Here is a 19,049-nt window from a genome sequence, read left to right as displayed (position 1 = left end):
TAATTAATTCTAGTCCGAGGGCAGACGAATATTGGGAGGAGGCAAATAATATGAGACAGGTGATTAATGCGTTAAAGAGAACAGATGCTGAAAAGAGAATACCGGTGCTACGTTTGGAGCTAGATTATGAATTAGCAACTTTATATGATGCAATGATGGAGGATGACAAACAGAAAAAAGAAGAGTGCGTACAAAAATTAGAAGTGTTGAGACTTGAAATGATTCGTTTAGAAGCGTAATAATAGTATATGTATAAAAAATTAGTTGGTGCGAACCTTATAAAGGGTTCGTTTTTTCTGTGAACAGTATAGATCGGAGTGTTTAAACATGCAAGAGGTATGGAAAGATATCGATGCACACGCCAAACGGTGGATTCGAGATGCAGGAGAGCGTTTAATGGCATCACTGAAACAAGCACTTATTATAGAAACGAAATCAAATGCAGCTGATTTAGTAACAAACATGGACCGGGAAATAGAACAGTATTTAATTGGGAAAATTAAAGAAACATTCCCAACCCATAATATTTTAGGAGAAGAAGGCTATGGAGATGAGATAACTTCTTCTGACGGGGTTGTTTGGTTAATTGATCCAATTGATGGTACAATGAATTTTGTACATCAAAAAAGAAATTTCGCAATTTCAATTGGAATTTATGAGAACGGTATCGGAAAAATTGGTCTTATTTATGATCCTGTTCATGATGAATTATATCATGCGGTAAAGGGAGTTGGAGCGTTTTGTAATGATACGCCAATTCCTCTATTGGAAAAAGGAACAGTAGAGAATGGTATTATAGCTTTAAATGCGATATGGCTTACCGACAATCCATTGCTTAATATGGAAAGTATGATGGCACTTGTTAAGAAAGCAAGGGGTACGAGATCATATGGCTGTGCAGCATTAGAAATGGTATACGTTGCAACGGGAAGAATAGATGCATATGTAACGCCGAGATTATCACCATGGGATTTTGGTGGGGGGCAGATCATAGTTGAGGAAGTTGGAGGAAAGGTGACAACATTCTCCGGATCTCCGCTGTCTATTATAGAGAAAAGCAGTGTATTAGTTGCAAAACCGGGAGTATATGAGGAAGTATTATCATTTATATCGCAGTAACAAAAAAAGTAAGAGGCTATATACAAGCTTCTTACTTTTTAACATTATTGCGATTTACGCATTTTTCTTTTTGTTACAAAACCATATCCAACTGTAACAAATGTGCCGATAATGCAAATAATAATACCAATGGGACTATTTTCAGCAACCATAATGCCGATACCGATTAAGAAAATAACACCGATAATTGCAGTTAATAAAAAGCGATATTGAATGTGTTCCATTTCTTCACCCTCCAATCTCATTTTACTTTCACAAAAGTAAGAATACAACTATATTTTCATTCTTGATTTTATTTTGATTGCCATTGTATCCCCTTCGCTCTTATAATAGAGAAGGATTAAAAAGACATTAGGAGTTGGACATGTTGAAAAAACGACAAGATTTACGAAATATAGCAATTATTGCCCACGTTGACCATGGTAAAACAACACTTGTTGACCAGTTATTACGTCAAGCGGGGACGTTCCGTGCGAATGAACATATTGAAGAACGCGCAATGGACTCAAATGATCTAGAAAGAGAACGCGGTATTACAATTTTAGCGAAAAATACTGCGATTCACTATGAAGATAAAAGAATTAACATTTTAGATACACCTGGTCATGCGGACTTCGGTGGAGAAGTAGAACGTATCATGAAAATGGTTGATGGTGTTCTACTTGTTGTTGATGCATATGAAGGTTGTATGCCACAAACACGATTTGTTTTAAAGAAAGCTCTTGAGCAAAACTTAACACCAATCGTAGTTGTAAACAAAATTGACCGTGACTTTGCTCGCCCTGACGAAGTAGTTGATGAAGTTGTTGACTTATTCATCGAGCTTGGTGCAAACGAAGATCAATTAGAGTTCCCAGTTGTATTTGCATCAGCAATGAACGGAACAGCAAGCTTAGATTCAAATCCAGCAAATCAAGAAGAGAATATGAAATCATTGTTTGACACAATTATTGAACATATTCCAGCACCAGTGGATAACAGTGAAGAGCCACTTCAATTCCAAGTAGCACTTCTTGATTACAATGACTACGTTGGTCGTATCGGAGTTGGACGCGTATTCCGCGGTACTATGAAAGTAGGACAACAAGTTGCATTAATGAAGGTTGACGGAAGTGTAAAACAATTCCGTGTAACGAAATTATTTGGTTACATTGGATTAAAACGTCAAGAAATTGAAGAAGCAAAAGCTGGAGATTTAGTAGCTGTTTCAGGTATGGAAGACATTAACGTTGGTGAAACAGTATGCCCAGTTGAGCATGAAGAGGCTTTACCATTATTACGTATTGATGAGCCAACACTACAAATGACATTCCTTGTAAATAACAGCCCATTTGCAGGTCGTGAAGGTAAATACATTACATCTCGTAAAATTGAAGAGCGTCTTCGTTCACAATTAGAAACAGATGTAAGTTTACGTGTAGATAATACAGATTCTCCTGATGCGTGGATCGTATCTGGACGTGGTGAGTTACATTTATCTATCCTAATTGAAAACATGCGTCGTGAAGGTTATGAACTACAAGTATCTAAGCCTGAAGTAATTATTAAAGATGTTGATGGCGTAAGATGTGAGCCTGTAGAGCGCGTACAAATCGATGTGCCTGAAGAATACACTGGTTCTATTATGGAATCAATGGGTGCACGTAAAGGTGAAATGTTAGATATGGTGAATAACGGAAACGGTCAAGTTCGCCTTACTTTCATGGTTCCAGCACGTGGTTTAATTGGTTACACAACAGAATTCTTAACATTAACTCGTGGTTACGGTATTTTAAACCATACATTCGATTGCTACCAACCAGTACACGCTGGACAAGTAGGTGGACGTCGTCAAGGTGTTCTAGTTTCACTTGAAACAGGAAAAGCATCACAATACGGTATTATGCAAGTTGAAGATCGCGGTGTAATCTTCGTTGAACCAGGTACAGAAGTATATGCTGGTATGATTGTTGGAGAACATACACGTGAAAATGATTTAACAGTTAACGTTGTAAAAATGAAACAACAAACTAACATTCGTTCTGCAACGAAAGACCAAACTTCAACAATGAAAAAACCACGCTTAATGACTTTAGAAGAGTCATTAGAGTACTTAAACGATGACGAGTTCTGTGAAGTGACTCCGGAATCAATTCGTCTACGTAAAAAGATTCTTGATAAGAGCGAGCGCGAAAGAGCTGCTAAGAAAAAGAAATCTGTAGAAGCGTAAAAACAAAAAAACAACTACCTTTCCAAAAGGTAGTTGTTTTTTTGTTTTATTTATTTTTAGAATATTTATTCTTTTTTGTGGACAGTATTTTTTTTGCGAGTTACTCTTGTATTAAGTGTATAAAGAAAACTTGTTTTTATAGCTAGGGGGGAAGAGCGTGTTAGAAAGGATGTCTTTTTTTGCTAAATTATGTAAGGTGGATGAAAATCCAGAGTTAGGAATGTGGTTACTTTATGGAACGATTATTATATTAAGTGCTCTCGTTTATAATTTAGGATTTGCTAGAAAATTATCTGTACTAAAAAATATCGTGATATATATTTCTTTAGCAATTGGGTGTACAGTGTTAACCTTTTTTGCTGTATTTTTACCTGTTGGGGAGGGGCTTGTTGTAGCAGCAATTGTACTAGGAATTTATAGATTGCGCTTACGTCAAGCAAAACAAGAAAAAGTAGGATGAGGGGGAATTAATGACATGCGTTCAGTACAAGATGCACTATATAATTGGTTAACGATTAAAACAGTTGCGGAAGCACGCCCCGATGATAGTGCTGCGAAAGAAACGTATTTGTTATTTCAAAATATGATATATGAAGAACATAAATTAAGGGATGTGGAAGTTAAAAAGAATGAGGAAATGTATTTGATTACATATGAAATTGATGGGGAAAGAAAATCTGTGAGATTTCCATTAGAAGCTATTGATTGTTTTTTGGATCAGATGAATCGTGAACCTGAAAAATATAAATAAGTCCTTATCGATATGATTAAGGACTTATTTATATTTTACCAATCGTCTTCAACTTTTTTATCACGGTATAATCGGAAATTACCACTTGCATGACGTTCCATCGTACGCTCTGCAATTCGTTCCGAACATTCCATGCACATATATGTATGAATAGGGCGATTACGCAGTTTTTTTGCCGTAGGATTTTCGTCATCTAACATATCTTTTTTATCACAGATCATACATTTGACTCTCATTTCGTCACCTCAATACGAATTCTATCGGTATAAGTATATCATGGAAGTATGATGTTTTTGAATAATAGGAGGAAAAAATAATATTTTCGCAATTCGAAAAATAAGTTATGATAAGGATATATTAAGTATATTTGGAGGTGGAAATATGGCGAATGTAGTAGAGCCTACATTAACAGATGATTTAGTACAAACGTTCCGTAAAGAATGTATTGTTATGGTAGCAACAACAGATTTCGAAAAACAAGTTCCTAACGTAAGTGCTATTTCTTGGGTGTATGCAGTGAGTGAAACTAGTATTCGATTTGCGGTAGATCAACGTTCACGTATTGTGGAAAATATAAGGCGCAATACGGGAGTGGTATTGACTATAATGGCGAATGGATCCGTATTTTCCATAAGTGGTGCAGGTGAAATTTTGACAGATAGAATGGAAGGTATTCCTCTAAAATTAGCTGTAATAGAAGTAAGTGTGCAAGAAGTACGTGATGTTATGTTTTATGGAGCAAAACTTGCAATTGAACCAAAATATGAAAAAACATACGATCTTCGGGCAGCGAAAAAACTGGATAACCAAGTGTTGGTAGGGATAAAAGAATTATAAATGAGATGAATAAGAAAATCGTTCATTAACTTTTGGAATCAGTTATTGTGATTTAACGTTAATAATTAAAATTAAAAGTAATATATTGAATAGAAATGAATAAAAAATAAATAAAAGGTTTAATTGCTATAATTTTCGATTCTACCTCGTTTATACGGTACATATAATTATAACAATGGTTCGTCCATATTTTATGGATGAAACCCTTGTTCTACAAATTTAAAAGTGGAGTCAGGGGGTAACAGGTTGGATAAAATTTATGTGTTAGATACGAATGTACTTTTGCAGGATCCTTTATCTATTTTTTCATTTGAAACCAATGAAGTAGTGATTCCGGCAGTTGTATTAGAAGAGGTTGATTCGAAGAAACGTTATATGGACGAAGTAGGACGAAATGCTCGTTATGTATCTAAGTTAATAGATAAATTTCGTGAAATAGGAAAGCTGCATGAAAGTATTCCGCTAGAAAACGGCGGTACATTTCGTATTGAATTAAATCATCGTTCATTTGTTCAACTACAAGATATTTTTGTAGAAAAAACAAATGATAATCGAATTTTAGCAGTAGCAAAAAATCTATCTTTAGAAGAACAAGAAAAAGAGGACGGGAAGTCTGTTATTTTAGTAAGTAAAGACGTGCTCGTAAGGGTAAAAGCTGATGCGATTGGATTGAAGGCTGAAGATTATTTAAGTGATCGCGTAATTGAAGTAGATAATATATATTCAGGTTTTTTAGAAGGGTATATATCAAAAGAACAATTGGATTATTTTTATGAAAAAGGTGAATTACCTTTATCTGAAATTGCAAATCATCCTTTTTATCCAAATCAGTTTGTGGTAATGAAGGATGCACTTGGGGGTTCTAGTTCTGCACTTGGCATTGTAGATCACTTAGGTAAGAAGGTGAAGAAACTTATTTTTCACAATGAGCAAGTGTGGGGGATACGACCACGAAACGTGCAGCAAATAATGGGATTAGAATTGTTGCTTCGCGAAGATATTCCGCTTGTAACGTTAACGGGGAAAGCTGGTACAGGAAAAACGTTACTTGCGTTAGCTTCGGGATTAATGCAAACGGAAGATTTAGGGTTATATAAAAAATTACTTGTTGCAAGACCAATTGTTCCAGTTGGAAAAGATATCGGTTATTTACCAGGAGAAAAAGAAGAAAAGTTAAGACCATGGATGCAGCCGATTTTTGATAATCTAGAGTATTTATTTAATACGAAAAAGCCAGGGGAATTAGATGCTATTTTAGCTGGAATGGGTTCGATTGAAGTAGAGGCTCTTACTTATATACGTGGAAGAAGTATTCCAGACCAATTCATTATTATTGATGAGGCACAAAATTTAACGAAGCATGAAGTGAAGACGATATTAACGAGAGTAGGAGAGAAAAGCAAGATTGTATTAATGGGAGATCCTCAGCAAATCGATCATCCATATTTAGATGAATATAATAACGGTTTAACATACGTTGTCGAGAAATTTAAAGAGCAACGTATTAGTGGTCATGTAAAGTTTGTTAAAGGGGAGCGCTCGAATTTAGCTCAACTAGCAGCGGATTTATTGTAAAAAGGAGTGAGCTTCAGCTCACTCCTTTTTTTCTTTCAAGTATACTCGTTAAATAATTGTGAATTTACGGATGTTACGGATTGGATTTTGTCTATTAGATCCATCATTGAAATATAGATGTACAGGTCCGTCCTCTTTTAATGGTTTTCCTTCTTTTGAAAAACCAAGAATGGCCTTGTTGACCGTTTCTAATGGAAGTGTAATGGTAGTATCTACTGTTTCAATTTCAACTTGCATAGCGTCCTCTAAAATTTCGGCGTTAGCAAGAAATGGATGAAATGGTATACCAAATGTCCCAGTAATCAGCTGTTCTTTTTTATATTTCTTTACACTTTGTTGTATTGGCGGGAAGGCGGCACCATCACGGATTTCACGATCCCAATGTTCTGAAGTGTTCTTTAAGTAAGCTTCTAGTTCAGACGTGTTTTCTCTAGTTTCATCAAAGTAAGTTGTCAAATCTACTTTTCGATCGTCAAAAATCCAAACAGTTGGATCAATAGTGATTGGAAAACGTACTTTTCCATTAATAAATAAAATTTCGCTCATTGTTGTTCCCCCATTTGTGTTATACTCCCACTTTTCAGTATAATAGTATTAGACACTGTTGTCACAAAAAATGTTTCTATTGCAATTTATTAAAACTATCGCTAATATTAATAGATATGAGAGAGTAGGACGGAAACGGAGGGAATCAATTTGGCGTCTGAGACAGTATCAAATCATCAGGAAAAGGCACTAGCCCTTCTACAAGCGGATGCAGAGAAGATTTTAAGACTTATTAAGGTGCAAATGGACCATCTTACAATGCCGCAATGTCCATTATATGAAGAAGTTTTAGACACACAAATGTTTGGACTATCCCGCGAGGTCGATTTTGCGGTTCGCCTTGGTCTTATTGCAGAAGAGCAAGGAAAAGCAATGTTAGGAGAGCTCGAACGTGAGTTATCTGCACTTCATGAAGCATTTACAAACAAACAACAATAACGGGTTCAAATATGGGGGCTCAAACTAAAACAGTTTGAGCTTTTTATTTGTATAATAAAGCAGGAAGAACGTATATACATATGGAATACAACAATAATTAATTTGAAACAGAGAGAGGAAATGAAATGAAAAGAATATGGAAATCAATGGATTATTCATTATTACTTCCTCTTGTTATTTTATGTGTGCTGGGAGTCATAATGGTATATAGTTCTAGTTCCATTGTTGCGATTTCGCGGTTTGATAAACCAGCAAATTTCTTTTTTAAAAGACAATTACTTACTTTAGCTGCTGGGACAATGGTATTAATAATTATGGCTATTATCCCATATAAAGTGTGGAGAAAACGAATTTTCTTATTGGGGAGTTACGGTGCTAGTGTTGCCTTATTAGCGGCAGCTGCCTTTTTCACTAAGTCAGTAAACGGTGCAAACGGATGGATATTTGGAATACAGCCTGCGGAATTTGTAAAGATAACAGTTATTCTCGTATTGGCTCATTTTTTTGCGAAAAGACAAGAAACGAATACGTCCGTTTTCAAAGGATCGGGACCGGTACTTTTAGGTATTGGTTTAATTATGTTTTTAATTTTAAAGCAAAATGACTTAGGTACGGATATGTTAATTGCGGGAACGGTAGGAATCATGTTTCTTTGTTCAGGAGTTAGTGTTAATTTATGGATAAAAAGATTCTTATTAACGTCTATAGTATGGGTCCCGATGTTGTATTTTATTGGGAATTATAAATTAAGTCCATACCAAAAAGCGCGATTTTCAGTTTTTCTGGATCCATTTAGCGATCCGCAAAAGGATGGATTTCAATTAATAAATTCATTTATTGGAATTGCTTCAGGCGGGTTAAATGGTAGAGGATTAGGGAATAGTATACAAAAGTATGGTTACTTACCAGAGCCACAAACGGATTTTATTATGGCGATTATATCTGAAGAACTAGGCTTTATAGGTGTAGCTATCATTTTAATCTGTTTATTGTTAATTATCATTCGCTCATTTAGAGTGGCGCAAAAGTGTACAGATCCATTTGGAAGTTTAATAGCCATCGGAATTGCAAGTTTGTTTGGAGTTCAAACGTTTATCAATGTCGGTGGTATGTCTGGATTAATACCGCTTACTGGGGTACCGTTACCTTTTGTTAGTTACGGCGGAAGTTCCTTGTTAGCCAATCTACTTGCGATGGGGATATTATTGAATATTGCTAGTCATGTGAAAAGACAAGAAAAACAACAAAATGAGTTAGTTAAAGAAAGAGAACAAAGTGGACCGCATCTTGTAGTTGTAAAATAAAAACACATTGCGCTGTAGAGCACAATGTGTTTTTTTATTTAAAGTAATTCCAAATGTGATACATTAATTGTTTTTATATCCAAAAGATATATCACATTAAAACAAATGTGATATACAATTAGGTTGTCCGAAAAGGAAGAGGTATGCTATACTATTTTTGTGAAACAAATTGCACAGAAAACTTATCATTTGTTAAAAAATAAGGTATGATGGATAAAAATAAAGTGAAACTTTCTAAGTATAATATAATGTGGAAAGTGAAGAACTTCACGCTTTTTATGGTGTGTATATATTTTATCTCTAGAGTGGTAGGAAAGTAGAGGGGGAAAATCATGACAAAGCTGCAACGTATTCAAAAAGTATTGGTAGCTAACCGTGGAGAGATTGCAATTCGTGTGTTTCGAGCTTGTTCGGAACTTGGATTAAAAACAGTTGCAATCTATTCTAAAGAGGATAGCGGTTCTTATCATCGCTATAAAGCCGATGAGTCCTATTTAGTTGGGGAAGGGAAAAAGCCAATTGATGCTTATCTAGATATTGAGGGCATTATTGAGATTGCGAAAAGCAATCATGTAGATGCAATCCACCCTGGATATGGTTTCTTGTCAGAAAATATCCAATTCGCAAAACGTTGTGAAGAAGAAGGAATTATCTTTATTGGTCCGAAAAGTGAGCATTTAGATATGTTTGGAGATAAAGTGAAAGCAAGAACACAAGCGCAGCTAGCACAAATTCCGGTTATTCCTGGTAGTGATGGCCCAATAGATTCAATAGAAGAAGTCGAAGAGTTTGCTGAAAAGTATGATTACCCGATTATTATTAAAGCGTCCCTTGGTGGTGGCGGTCGAGGTATGCGTATAGTACGAGCTAGTGAAGAATTAAGAGAATCGTATAATCGCGCGAAATCAGAAGCAAAAGCAGCCTTTGGTAATGATGAAGTATACGTTGAAAAATTCGTTGAAAAACCTAAACATATAGAAGTACAAATTTTAGCAGATGAAGAAGGCAATGTTGTTCACTTATTCGAGCGTGACTGTTCTGTGCAACGTCGCCATCAAAAAGTTGTCGAAATCGCACCAAGCGTTTCGCTTTCAGATGATTTGCGTCAACGTATTTGTGAAGCTGCTGTGAAGTTAACGAAAAATGTAAACTATTTAAACGCAGGAACGGTAGAATTTCTTGTAAAAGGTGATGAGTTTTACTTCATAGAAGTAAACCCACGTGTTCAAGTTGAACATACGATTACAGAGATGATTACAGGAGTGGATATCGTTCAATCGCAAATTTTAATAGCTGATGGACATGCATTACATAGTAAAATGGTAGGTGTTCCGAAGCAAGAAGAAGTGGTTGTGCACGGATTTGCAATCCAATCTCGTGTAACGACTGAGGACCCACTAAATAATTTTATGCCGGATACAGGAAAAATTATGGCGTACCGATCAGGAGGTGGCTTTGGTGTTCGTCTTGATACAGGTAATAGTTTCCAAGGTGCAGTTATTACACCGTACTACGATTCTTTACTTGTAAAAGTTACGACTTGGGCTCTTACTTTTGAACAAGCTGCTGCAAAAATGGAACGTAACTTAAAAGAATTCCGTATTCGTGGTATTAAAACAAATATTCCATTCCTAGAGAATGTAGTAAAACATAAAAACTTCTTATCAGGAGAATATGATACGTCGTTTATTGACGCGTCACCTGAACTGTTCTTATTCCCGAAACGTAAAGACCGCGGAACGAAAATGTTAAATTACATTGGTTCAGTAACAGTAAATGGTTTCCCGGGAGTAGGGAAAAAAGAGAAACCAATTTTCCCGGATGCTCGTATACCAAATGTAGTACACTCAGAGCCGATACAAAATGGAACAAAACAAATTTTGGATGAGCGTGGAGCGGATGGATTAGTAAAGTGGGTTCAAGATCAAAAACGTGTACTTTTAACTGATACAACATTCCGTGATGCGCATCAGTCACTACTTGCAACTCGTATTCGTACAAAAGATTTACATCAAATTGCAGAGCCGACAGCGAGAATGTTACCGAACTTATTCTCAGCGGAAATGTGGGGCGGTGCAACGTTCGATGTTGCGTATCGTTTCTTAAAAGAAGATCCATGGGAACGATTACTAGATCTTCGTGAAAAAATGCCGAATGTTTTATTCCAAATGTTACTTCGCTCTTCAAACGCAGTTGGTTACAAAAACTATCCAGATAATTTAATTCAAAAATTTGTGGAATGTTCTGCTCAAGCTGGCATTGATGTATTCCGAATTTTTGATAGCTTAAACTGGGTAGAAGGTATGAGAGTTGCGATTGATGCTGTACGAGATACTGGCAAAATTGCAGAAGCGACAATGTGTTATACAGGAGATATTCATGATCCGTTACGTAGTAAATATGATTTAAATTATTATAAAAACTTGGCGAAAGAATTAGAAGCATCAGGTGCTCATATATTAGGTATTAAAGATATGGCAGGTTTATTAAAACCTAATGCTGCATACGATTTAGTTTCTGCATTAAAAGAGACAGTATCGATTCCGATTCACTTGCACACACATGATACGAGCGGAAACGGTATATTAACGTATACGAAGGCAATTGAAGCGGGTGTTGATATTGTCGATGTAGCGGTGAGTTCAATGGCAGGTCAAACGTCACAACCAAGTGCGAACACACTATACTACGCATTAGGCGGAAATGAAAGACAACCAGATGTTAATATAGATTCATTAGAAAAACTATCTCATTACTGGGAAGATGTACGCAAATACTATGCACCGTTTGAAAGTGGTATGAATGCACCTCACACAGAGGTATATATGCACGAAATGCCGGGTGGGCAGTATAGTAATCTTCAGCAACAAGCAAAGGCGGTTGGTTTAGGAGATCGCTTCGATGAAGTGAAAGTAATGTACCGTCGTGTGAATGACATGTTTGGAGACATTGTAAAAGTAACGCCATCTTCAAAAGTTGTTGGTGATATGGCATTATTTATGGTTCAAAACCATTTGACAGAACAAGATATTTTAGAGCGTGGACATGCTTTGGATTTCCCAGGATCTGTTGTTGAAATGTTCTCTGGTGATTTAGGTCAACCGTACGGTGGTTTTCCGAAAGAATTACAAAAGATTATTTTAAAAGGGAAAGAGCCGTTAACAGTAAGACCGGGTGAATTGTTAGAGCCAGTAGATTTTGATGCTTTAAAAGAAGAGTTATTCCATAAACTTGGACGCGAAGTAACGATTTTCGATGTAGTTGCGTACGCGTTATATCCGAAAGTATTTATGGACTACGAAAAAGTTGCTGAGATGTATGGTAATGTATCTGTGCTTGATACACCGACATTCTTCTATGGTATGAGACTTGGTGAAGAAATTGATGTGGAAATTGAGCAAGGTAAAACATTGATGGTTAAACTAGTATCAATTGGAGAACCTCAGCCGGATGGAAATCGTATTCTTTACTTAGAATTTAACGGACAACCACGTGAGATTGTTGTGAAAGACGAAAGTGTGAAAGCAACAGTTGCACAACGTGTGAAAGGAAATCGTGAAAATCCAAACCATATTAGCGCAACGATGCCAGGAACGGTTATTAAAGTAGTTGTAAAAGAAGGCGATGAAGTGAAAAAAGGCGATTCTATGGCAATTACAGAAGCGATGAAAATGGAAACGACAGTTCAAGCGCCGTTCAATGGTAAAGTGAAGAAAGTATATGTTAACGATGGTGATGCAATTCAAACGGGTGATTTACTTATTGAATTAGATCACTAAAATAAGGAAAGAGCTGTGTAAATACAGCTCTTTTTTTATTGCAAAAAATCCCTTGCCGATTCGGCAAGGGATTTTAGTTTTAAATTATTTTGTTTGTTTAGAAGTTGATTCGGATTCTTTTGCGTTCACTTTACTTCTTGTTCCTAACATAACTAAATAGCATAATACAGCAAACAAGCAAGAAATGAATAGGGAATGTAATAATGCCATTGCTAAACTAGCATTTGTATATACAACTAAAATCCCAACAATAGCTTGAAGTGTTACAAGAATAAAGGAAATAATCCATCCCCAGTATACTACGCTTTGTTGCTTATATTGACGAATAGCAATAATCATTGCGTATAGTATCCAAAGGAATATTAATATCGCTGCAGCTCTATGCCCCATTTGAACCCACTCATGTAATTGAGTCGGCCATGGTCTATTTTTACTACATAAAGGAAAGTCTGGACAGGCTAAGCTAGCTCGTTCGTGACGTACTAAAGCCCCTGTGTAGACGACGATATAACTGTAAATTGTTACACCATAAATGTGAAATTTCATTTTTTTATCCATAATAAGTGAACGTGCATCAAATTTCTGATCAATTTCAAAAATAAGACACGTTAACAAAATAACAGAAGCGAATGAAATTAAGGAAATACCAAAATGGATAGCAAGTACAGCTGGCATTTGACCCCAAACAACGGCTGCCGCTCCCATTAATGCTTGTGCAACTAAAAATACGAAGGATAAAATTGCTAACGTTTTTGTTTCGCGCACATGTTTATAATACTTCCAGGATAAAATACAAAGGAGAGTGACAAGTATTCCTGCTGATCCTGATGTAAGGCGGTGACTTAGTTCAATAATAGTTTCCATCGATAAATTAGATGGAACTAACTCACCATTACAAAGCGGCCATGATTTACCGCAGCCTTGGCCAGAACCTGTTTTTGTAACTAAAGCGCCTCCTAATAATACTACTAATAAATCAAGACTTGTAATGACTGCTAACCATTTAATAAAGCGTTGCAATCTCTTTCACCATCTTTCTGCTATGAAGTTATTGCGAAATATTTTCATTCCATTATGTATAGAATAAAACGCGCTAGTTCCTATGATATATAAAAAATAATAAAATAGCAAAGAAATGGAGGGGGAAGACAAAGGGGAGAAAAAGGGTGTGAAAATAGAATTTATAAGGGAATTTTTAGGAGGAAAATAGGCTGTTTTGAAAAGAAATGGGGAGAATACGTGTTAAATATGACAAAATAGTTTATTATAGAAAGTAACATCATGTTATGATAAGGATAAGTAAGAAGTAAGCTTTTTTATATTCGACACAAAAAGTTCATGTTTTCTTCACAAAATGTTCGGGAAATATGATTTAATATATTGGAGTATGGGCGTAGATTAGTAGTAGAATGGGTTAACAATATTTCTACTGTAATAATATTGCTATATAGAAGCGAATTATTTCATTCGAAATAGGCGCAAAAAGAAAGATGAAAGTTTTAAGAGGGGGTTAAAGTGATGAACCATGCAACAAGTGAGCTGCATGATGAGTCAGCTGTAACAAGTGTACCCGAAACAACTCGGTTACAAGATTTATCAGCGCTCGTTAAAATGGGGATTGTAAACTCAAATACACTTACTGTATTTACAGGATTTTGGTTGGCGTTACACTTTAATGGATTAAGTGTGATGGACAATCTGGATAAGCTATTTTTTACAATCGTTGGTTCCGGATTAATTATGGCAGGGGTATGTTGTTTAAATAACTACATTGATCGAGACATCGATCCGTTAATGGAAAGAACAAAAACCCGTCCAACGGTTACAGGAAAGTATAAACCAGGTTTTGCACTTACATTTGGACTAGTTATATTACTACTTGGATTTGTATTCTTATTATTAACAACACCGATGGCAGTATTAATGGGATTTATTGGTGCCTTCACATATGTTGTCTTATATACTTTATGGACAAAGAGAAAGTATACGCTAAATACTGTTGTAGGTAGTATTTCTGGAGCAGTTCCACCTTTAATTGGATGGGCAGCAATTGATCCATCTTTAGGCCATCCAATTGCTTGGATGTTATTTTTAATTATGTTTATTTGGCAAATCCCACATTTCCTTGCGTTAGCGATGAAACGTGTTGATGAATATCGAAATGCAGGAATTCCAATGCTTCCTGTAGTTCATGGATTTGAAATTACGAAACGCCAAATTATGATTTGGACAGTATGTTTATTACCACTACCATTTTATATGAGTGGACTTGGGATAACATTTATGGTACTTGCAACATTGCTTAACATCGGATGGATCGTTTTAGGATTTTATGGCTTCCGTAAGAAGGATGACATCAAATGGTCCGTACAAATGTTTGTTTATTCCCTAAATTATTTAACAATCTTATTTGTATCAATGATTGTAGTTACATTCTTCTAAGACAACGACATAATTGGATTTCTTTACGTTGAGATTTACTTTACTTAACTATAAAGTACAATCTAATTCACAAGGAAAGTGGGGGTTGTTTGTATGAAGAAACAGTGGCGACTGCTTTCGTTCGTTTCACTGCTGGCTTTACTGTTAGGGGGATGCGGTAAAGCCTTTCAATCTACTTTAATTCCGCAAGGAGAAGTAGCAAAAATGCAATATGATCTGCTCTTACTAGCGAGTGCGATCATGGTAGGAGTAGTACTAGTAGTTACTATTATTTTCTTGTATGTAATTGTGCGTTTCCGACAAAAGAAAGGTCAGGAAGATTATATTCCAGAACAAGTTGAAGGGAATCACAAACTAGAAATTATATGGACAGTTATTCCGATTATTCTTTTACTAATCTTAGCTGTTCCGACGGTTACATATACATTCAAACTTGCTGATGTAAGTGCGATGGAGAAAAAGAATATTGATAAAGATACGATCGTTGTTGATGTAACAGCGAATCTTTATTGGTGGGAATTTTCTTATAAATCAGAAAAAATAGTAACTTCTCAAGATTTAGTTATCCCCACAGGTAAGAAAGTGTATTTGAATTTGAAGGGTGCCGATATTAAACATTCATTCTGGGTTCCATCTTTAGCTGGTAAAATGGATACAAATACAGACAATGTAAACAAAATGTGGTTAAAGGCAGATAAATCGGGCACTTATAATGGTTTTTGTACAGAGTTTTGCGGCCCGTCACATTCTTTAATGCAATTTAAAGTGAAAGCTTTAGATGAAAGCGAGTACAAAAAGTGGCTTGCTGATATGAAGAAGATTGATGGGAAAAAAGAAGTAGCTTCAACAAAGGCGCAAGAGGGCCAAGAAATATTTAATAAAAGCTGTATTGGTTGTCATGCAGTTGGATCTAATGATAGTAGACCACCTTCCGCTCGTATCGCACCAAACTTAGCAAACTTTGCTGATCGTGATACGGTTGCTGGTATTGCCGAAAATAATGAAGAAAACTTAAAAAAATGGCTGAAAGATCCTGAAAATATGAAGCCAGGAAATAAAATGACTGGTAAATATGGCAACTTAACGGATGATCAAATTGATGCATTAAATGCATACTTACAAACGTTAAAGATTGAAAAGTAAAGAGGGATTATTCGCGAAGGGGAGGTTGAAAACGTGAGCTCTGTAGCAAAAAAACAGGGGATGGGTGCTGTCATATGGGATTATTTAACGACAGTAGACCATAAAAAGATTGCCATTCTCTATTTAATTGCAGGTGGATTGTTTTTTATAATAGGCGGAATAGAAGCACTATTTATTCGCCTTCAATTAGCGATTCCTAACAACGCTTTTCTTGTTGGGGATGCTTATAATCAAGTATTAACGATGCACGGTACAACAATGATTTTCCTCGCAGCTATGCCACTCGTGTTTGCATTTATGAACGCCGCCGTGCCACTTCAAATTGGTGCGCGTGATGTAGCGTTCCCGTTTTTGAATTCACTCGGATTTTGGTTATTTTTCTTTGGTGGAGTATTTTTAAATTTAAGTTGGTTTTTAGGTGGAGCACCTGATGCAGGATGGACATCTTATGCATCATTAGCTTTAGCTTCTAAAGGCCATGGTGTTGATTTTTATGTACTCGGCTTGCAAATTTCAGGTATTGGTACATTAATTGGAGGTATTAACTTCCTTGTTACAATCATTAATATGCGTGCGCCAGGAATGACGTATATGCGTATGCCGATGTTTACATGGACAACGTTTGTAACATCTTCACTTATATTATTTGCTTTTCCGCCGTTAACTGTAGGATTAGGACTTTTAATGTTAGATCGTTTATTTGGAACAAGTTTCTTTAATCCAGCATTAGGTGGGAACACAATTATATGGGAGCATTTATTCTGGATTTTCGGTCATCCGGAAGTATACATTCTTATACTCCCAGCTTTCGGAATATTCTCAGAAATCTTCGCGACATTTTCGAAAAAACGATTATTTGGTTATTCATCGATGGTGTTTGCGACAGTATTAATTGGATTTTTAGGATTCATGGTATGGGCGCATCACATGTTTACTGTTGGCCTTGGTCCAGTTGCAAATGCTATTTTCTCAGTTGCGACAATGGCAATTGCGGTTCCGACAGGTATTAAAATATTTAACTGGCTCTTTACAATGTGGGGCGGAAGTATTCGTTTTACAACACCGATGATGTGGGCGGTAGCTTTTATTCCATCATTCGTAATGGGGGGAGTTACAGGCGTTATGCTTGCATCTGCACCAGCTGATTATCAATTTCATGATAATTATTTCGTAGTAGCGCACTTTCATTATGTAATCGTCGGTGGTGTTGTATTTGGTTTACTTGCAGGAGCTCATTATTATTGGCCACTGATGTTTAATAAAATATTAAATGAAACATTAGGTAAGATAACATTTTGGTTATTCTTTATCGGTTTCCATTTAACATTCTTTATTCAGCATTTCCTTGGATTGATTGGTATGCCACGTCGTTACTACACATATCTTGAGGGGCAAGGATTGGAAATGGGGAATATGATTAGTTCTATTGGAGCAGTGTTTATGGCTCTTGGAACGATTGTTCTTCTATTCAATGTAATAAAAACAACTGTATCAAAAGAGAAGGCTGGTCGTGATCCATGGGATGGACGTACACTAGAATGGACAATGCCAGCACCTACACCGGAATATAATTTCAAACAATTACCATTTGTTCGCGGGTTAGATCCGTTTTGGATTGAAAAACGTGAAGGTAATAAAGAGATGACGGCGGCGGAACCAGTTGGTGATATTCATATGCCAAATGCTTCATTTTCACCATTTATCATTTCTCTAGGCTTATTCATAGCGGCATTCGGTGCAATGTATATGCAAGGTGGAAAAGATAAGTTCTGGTTATTAGTAGCAATTATTGGTTTAATCATTACATTTGGCGCAATGTTCCTTCGTTCAGTAGTCGATGATCATGGATATCATATTCATAAGGAAGATTTAGAGGATAAGGGGGGCAAGGCATAATGCATGTAGATGAAAAATTAACGAATGAAACATTTCCAGCAGAGCCTGAAAAAGCAACCCTTGAGGGGAAAAATAAGTTTGTCGGTTTTTGGTTATTTCTTGGAGGCGAAACAGTATTGTTCGCTTCCTTGTTTGGCACATATTTAGCATTAAAAAACTCTACAAATGGTGGACCAACATCTCAAGAGATGTTTCAAATGCCGCTCGTTTTCATTATGACGATGCTTTTATTAACGAGTAGTTTAACGAGTGTATATGCGATGTACCATATGAAAAACTTTAATTTTAAGAAAATGCAACTTTGGCTACTTGTAACAGTGTTGCTTGGCTTAGGGTTTTTGGGATTTGAAATATATGAGTTTTATCATTATACACATGAATTTAAGCATACTATGAGAAGTAGTGCATTTGGCTCTGCATTTTATGCTCTTGTTGGTACACATGGACTTCACGTATTGTTTGGATTGTGTTGGATTTTAACATTAATCTTTAGAAATGCGAAGCGTGGTTTAAATTTATACAACGCACCAAAGTTTTATGTTGCATCAATTTATTGGCACTTTATTGACGTAGTTTGGGTGTTTATTTTCACTGTAGTATATTTAATGGGAATGGTGGGATAAACAATGGCGATAAGACAAACAAATAATCCTAAGGTGGATCTTGTTTATCGGAAGAGAAAAAGTGCAGAGGAGATGAAGCACCAAGTTATTACGTTTGCGCTAATGATTTTCCTGACATTAGTTGCATTTGTAGCGGTAGCATATCCAAAAACTTTTAGTCCAACCTTCTCTGTTCCGTTTATTTTACTATTAGCAGTGGTGCAAGTAATTTTTCAATTGTATTATTTTATGCATATGAGCCATAAAGGGCATGAGGCTGCAAGTTTCTTTCTGTATTCTGGCCTGTTAATAGGATTAATTACAATTTTAGCTTTTATGACAATCGTGTGGATTTGAAAAGTGAAGAATAAGGGGGCTTGTGTTGTCACAGCCCCCTCTTCACATTAT

The 19,049-nt window shown here is 36.1% G+C and carries 19 protein-coding genes; 15 read left to right on the top strand and 4 right to left on the bottom strand.

The features are described from left to right. The first annotated feature begins 50 nt into the window (after window positions 1-50). Window positions 51-239, top strand: coding sequence for a hypothetical protein (locus ACS2MN_RS13335; protein ID WP_001250164.1), 189 nt, complete (start codon window positions 51-53; stop codon window positions 237-239). 88 nt (window positions 240-327) lie between these two features. Then, window positions 328-1,119, top strand: coding sequence for an inositol monophosphatase family protein (locus ACS2MN_RS13330; RefSeq protein WP_001158713.1), 792 nt, complete (start codon window positions 328-330; stop codon window positions 1,117-1,119). 44 nt (window positions 1,120-1,163) lie between these two features. On the opposite strand, the gene ACS2MN_RS13325 is transcribed toward ACS2MN_RS13330, so the two are convergent. Continuing rightward, the gene (locus tag ACS2MN_RS13325) at window positions 1,164-1,343 is read right to left on the bottom strand and encodes a DUF5325 family protein (RefSeq protein WP_000400129.1); all 180 of its coding nucleotides are present in this window, start codon (window positions 1,341-1,343) and stop codon (window positions 1,164-1,166) included. A gap of 140 nt (window positions 1,344-1,483) precedes the next feature. Here ACS2MN_RS13325 and typA point away from each other — a divergent pair, with 140 nt between their 5' ends. From typA to ACS2MN_RS13310, 3 genes are all read left to right on the top strand, one after another. Further along, window positions 1,484-3,328: a translational GTPase TypA gene (gene typA / locus ACS2MN_RS13320; protein WP_000914753.1), complete on the top strand. Its 1,845-nt coding sequence runs from the start codon at window positions 1,484-1,486 to the stop codon at window positions 3,326-3,328. 157 nt (window positions 3,329-3,485) lie between these two features. Beyond that, entirely contained in the window at window positions 3,486-3,788 is a 303-nt protein-coding gene (locus ACS2MN_RS13315; protein WP_000893661.1) for a YlaH-like family protein, read from the top strand. Between the two features lie 15 nt (window positions 3,789-3,803). Then, complete coding sequence (locus tag ACS2MN_RS13310) at window positions 3,804-4,079, top strand: hypothetical protein (RefSeq protein WP_001258146.1); 276 nt, start codon at window positions 3,804-3,806, stop codon at window positions 4,077-4,079. A gap of 35 nt (window positions 4,080-4,114) precedes the next feature. On the opposite strand, the gene ACS2MN_RS13305 is transcribed toward ACS2MN_RS13310, so the two are convergent. Beyond that, window positions 4,115-4,315 carry a YlaI family protein gene (locus tag ACS2MN_RS13305; RefSeq protein ID WP_002093346.1) on the bottom strand — a complete coding sequence of 67 codons (201 nt, stop codon included), beginning with the start codon at window positions 4,313-4,315 and terminating at the stop codon, window positions 4,115-4,117. Window positions 4,316-4,460: 145 nt separating this feature from the next. Between ACS2MN_RS13305 and ACS2MN_RS13300 the strand changes: the two genes are divergently transcribed. After that, a complete protein-coding gene (locus tag ACS2MN_RS13300) occupies window positions 4,461-4,916 on the top strand; it encodes a pyridoxamine 5'-phosphate oxidase family protein (RefSeq protein ID WP_000024577.1) in 456 nt (151 codons plus the stop codon). Between the two features lie 246 nt (window positions 4,917-5,162). Beyond that, window positions 5,163-6,491, top strand: coding sequence for a PhoH family protein (locus ACS2MN_RS13295; protein WP_000358079.1), 1,329 nt, complete (start codon window positions 5,163-5,165; stop codon window positions 6,489-6,491). Window positions 6,492-6,539: 48 nt separating this feature from the next. Here ACS2MN_RS13295 and ACS2MN_RS13290 read toward each other — a convergent pair whose 3' ends face one another. Next, on the bottom strand, window positions 6,540-7,037 hold the full coding sequence (locus tag ACS2MN_RS13290; protein WP_001289791.1) for a hypothetical protein: 498 nt from the start codon (window positions 7,035-7,037) through the stop codon (window positions 6,540-6,542). Window positions 7,038-7,187: 150 nt separating this feature from the next. Between ACS2MN_RS13290 and ACS2MN_RS13285 the strand changes: the two genes are divergently transcribed. The 3 genes from ACS2MN_RS13285 (at window position 7,188) to pyc (ending at window position 12,558) form a co-directional block, all read left to right on the top strand. Next, entirely contained in the window at window positions 7,188-7,475 is a 288-nt protein-coding gene (locus ACS2MN_RS13285; RefSeq protein WP_000135695.1) for a YlaN family protein, read from the top strand. A 125-nt stretch (window positions 7,476-7,600) separates the two neighbouring features. Continuing rightward, window positions 7,601-8,779 (top strand): FtsW/RodA/SpoVE family cell cycle protein, encoded by a 1,179-nt coding sequence (locus ACS2MN_RS13280; protein WP_346994730.1) that lies wholly within the window; start codon window positions 7,601-7,603, stop codon window positions 8,777-8,779. 332 nt (window positions 8,780-9,111) lie between these two features. Continuing rightward, window positions 9,112-12,558: a pyruvate carboxylase gene (gene pyc, locus ACS2MN_RS13275; protein WP_000164046.1), complete on the top strand. Its 3,447-nt coding sequence runs from the start codon at window positions 9,112-9,114 to the stop codon at window positions 12,556-12,558. A gap of 84 nt (window positions 12,559-12,642) precedes the next feature. Here pyc and ctaA read toward each other — a convergent pair whose 3' ends face one another. Beyond that, on the bottom strand, window positions 12,643-13,578 hold the full coding sequence (gene ctaA, locus ACS2MN_RS13270) for a heme A synthase (protein WP_001188753.1): 936 nt from the start codon (window positions 13,576-13,578) through the stop codon (window positions 12,643-12,645). Window positions 13,579-14,076: 498 nt separating this feature from the next. Between ctaA and ctaB the strand changes: the two genes are divergently transcribed. The 5 genes from ctaB to ctaF all read left to right on the top strand — a co-directional run bounded on the left by ctaB (window position 14,077) and on the right by ctaF (window position 18,998). Next, on the top strand, window positions 14,077-15,000 hold the full coding sequence (gene ctaB / locus ACS2MN_RS13265; protein ID WP_001015063.1) for a protoheme IX farnesyltransferase: 924 nt from the start codon (window positions 14,077-14,079) through the stop codon (window positions 14,998-15,000). 93 nt (window positions 15,001-15,093) lie between these two features. Continuing rightward, a complete protein-coding gene (gene coxB, locus ACS2MN_RS13260; RefSeq protein WP_000745270.1) occupies window positions 15,094-16,143 on the top strand; it encodes a cytochrome c oxidase subunit II in 1,050 nt (349 codons plus the stop codon). A 60-nt stretch (window positions 16,144-16,203) separates the two neighbouring features. Then, window positions 16,204-18,039 carry a cytochrome c oxidase subunit I gene (gene ctaD / locus ACS2MN_RS13255; protein ID WP_170957719.1) on the top strand — a complete coding sequence of 612 codons (1,836 nt, stop codon included), beginning with the start codon at window positions 16,204-16,206 and terminating at the stop codon, window positions 18,037-18,039. Further along, the gene (ctaE, locus tag ACS2MN_RS13250; protein ID WP_000557861.1) at window positions 18,039-18,662 is read left to right on the top strand and encodes a cytochrome c oxidase subunit III; all 624 of its coding nucleotides are present in this window, start codon (window positions 18,039-18,041) and stop codon (window positions 18,660-18,662) included. The genes ctaD and ctaE overlap by 1 nt, the downstream gene beginning before the upstream one ends. A gap of 3 nt (window positions 18,663-18,665) precedes the next feature. Continuing rightward, complete coding sequence (gene ctaF / locus ACS2MN_RS13245; RefSeq protein WP_001007827.1) at window positions 18,666-18,998, top strand: cytochrome c oxidase subunit IVB; 333 nt, start codon at window positions 18,666-18,668, stop codon at window positions 18,996-18,998. Window positions 18,999-19,049 lie beyond the last annotated feature (51 nt).

Source organism: Bacillus cereus group sp. BceL062 (genome assembly GCF_051780025.1).
Lineage (GTDB): Bacteria > Bacillota > Bacilli > Bacillales > Bacillaceae_G > Bacillus_A > Bacillus_A toyonensis.
Note: the sequence above shows the minus strand (reverse complement) of the source record. Positions and strands in the feature narration are given on the sequence as shown.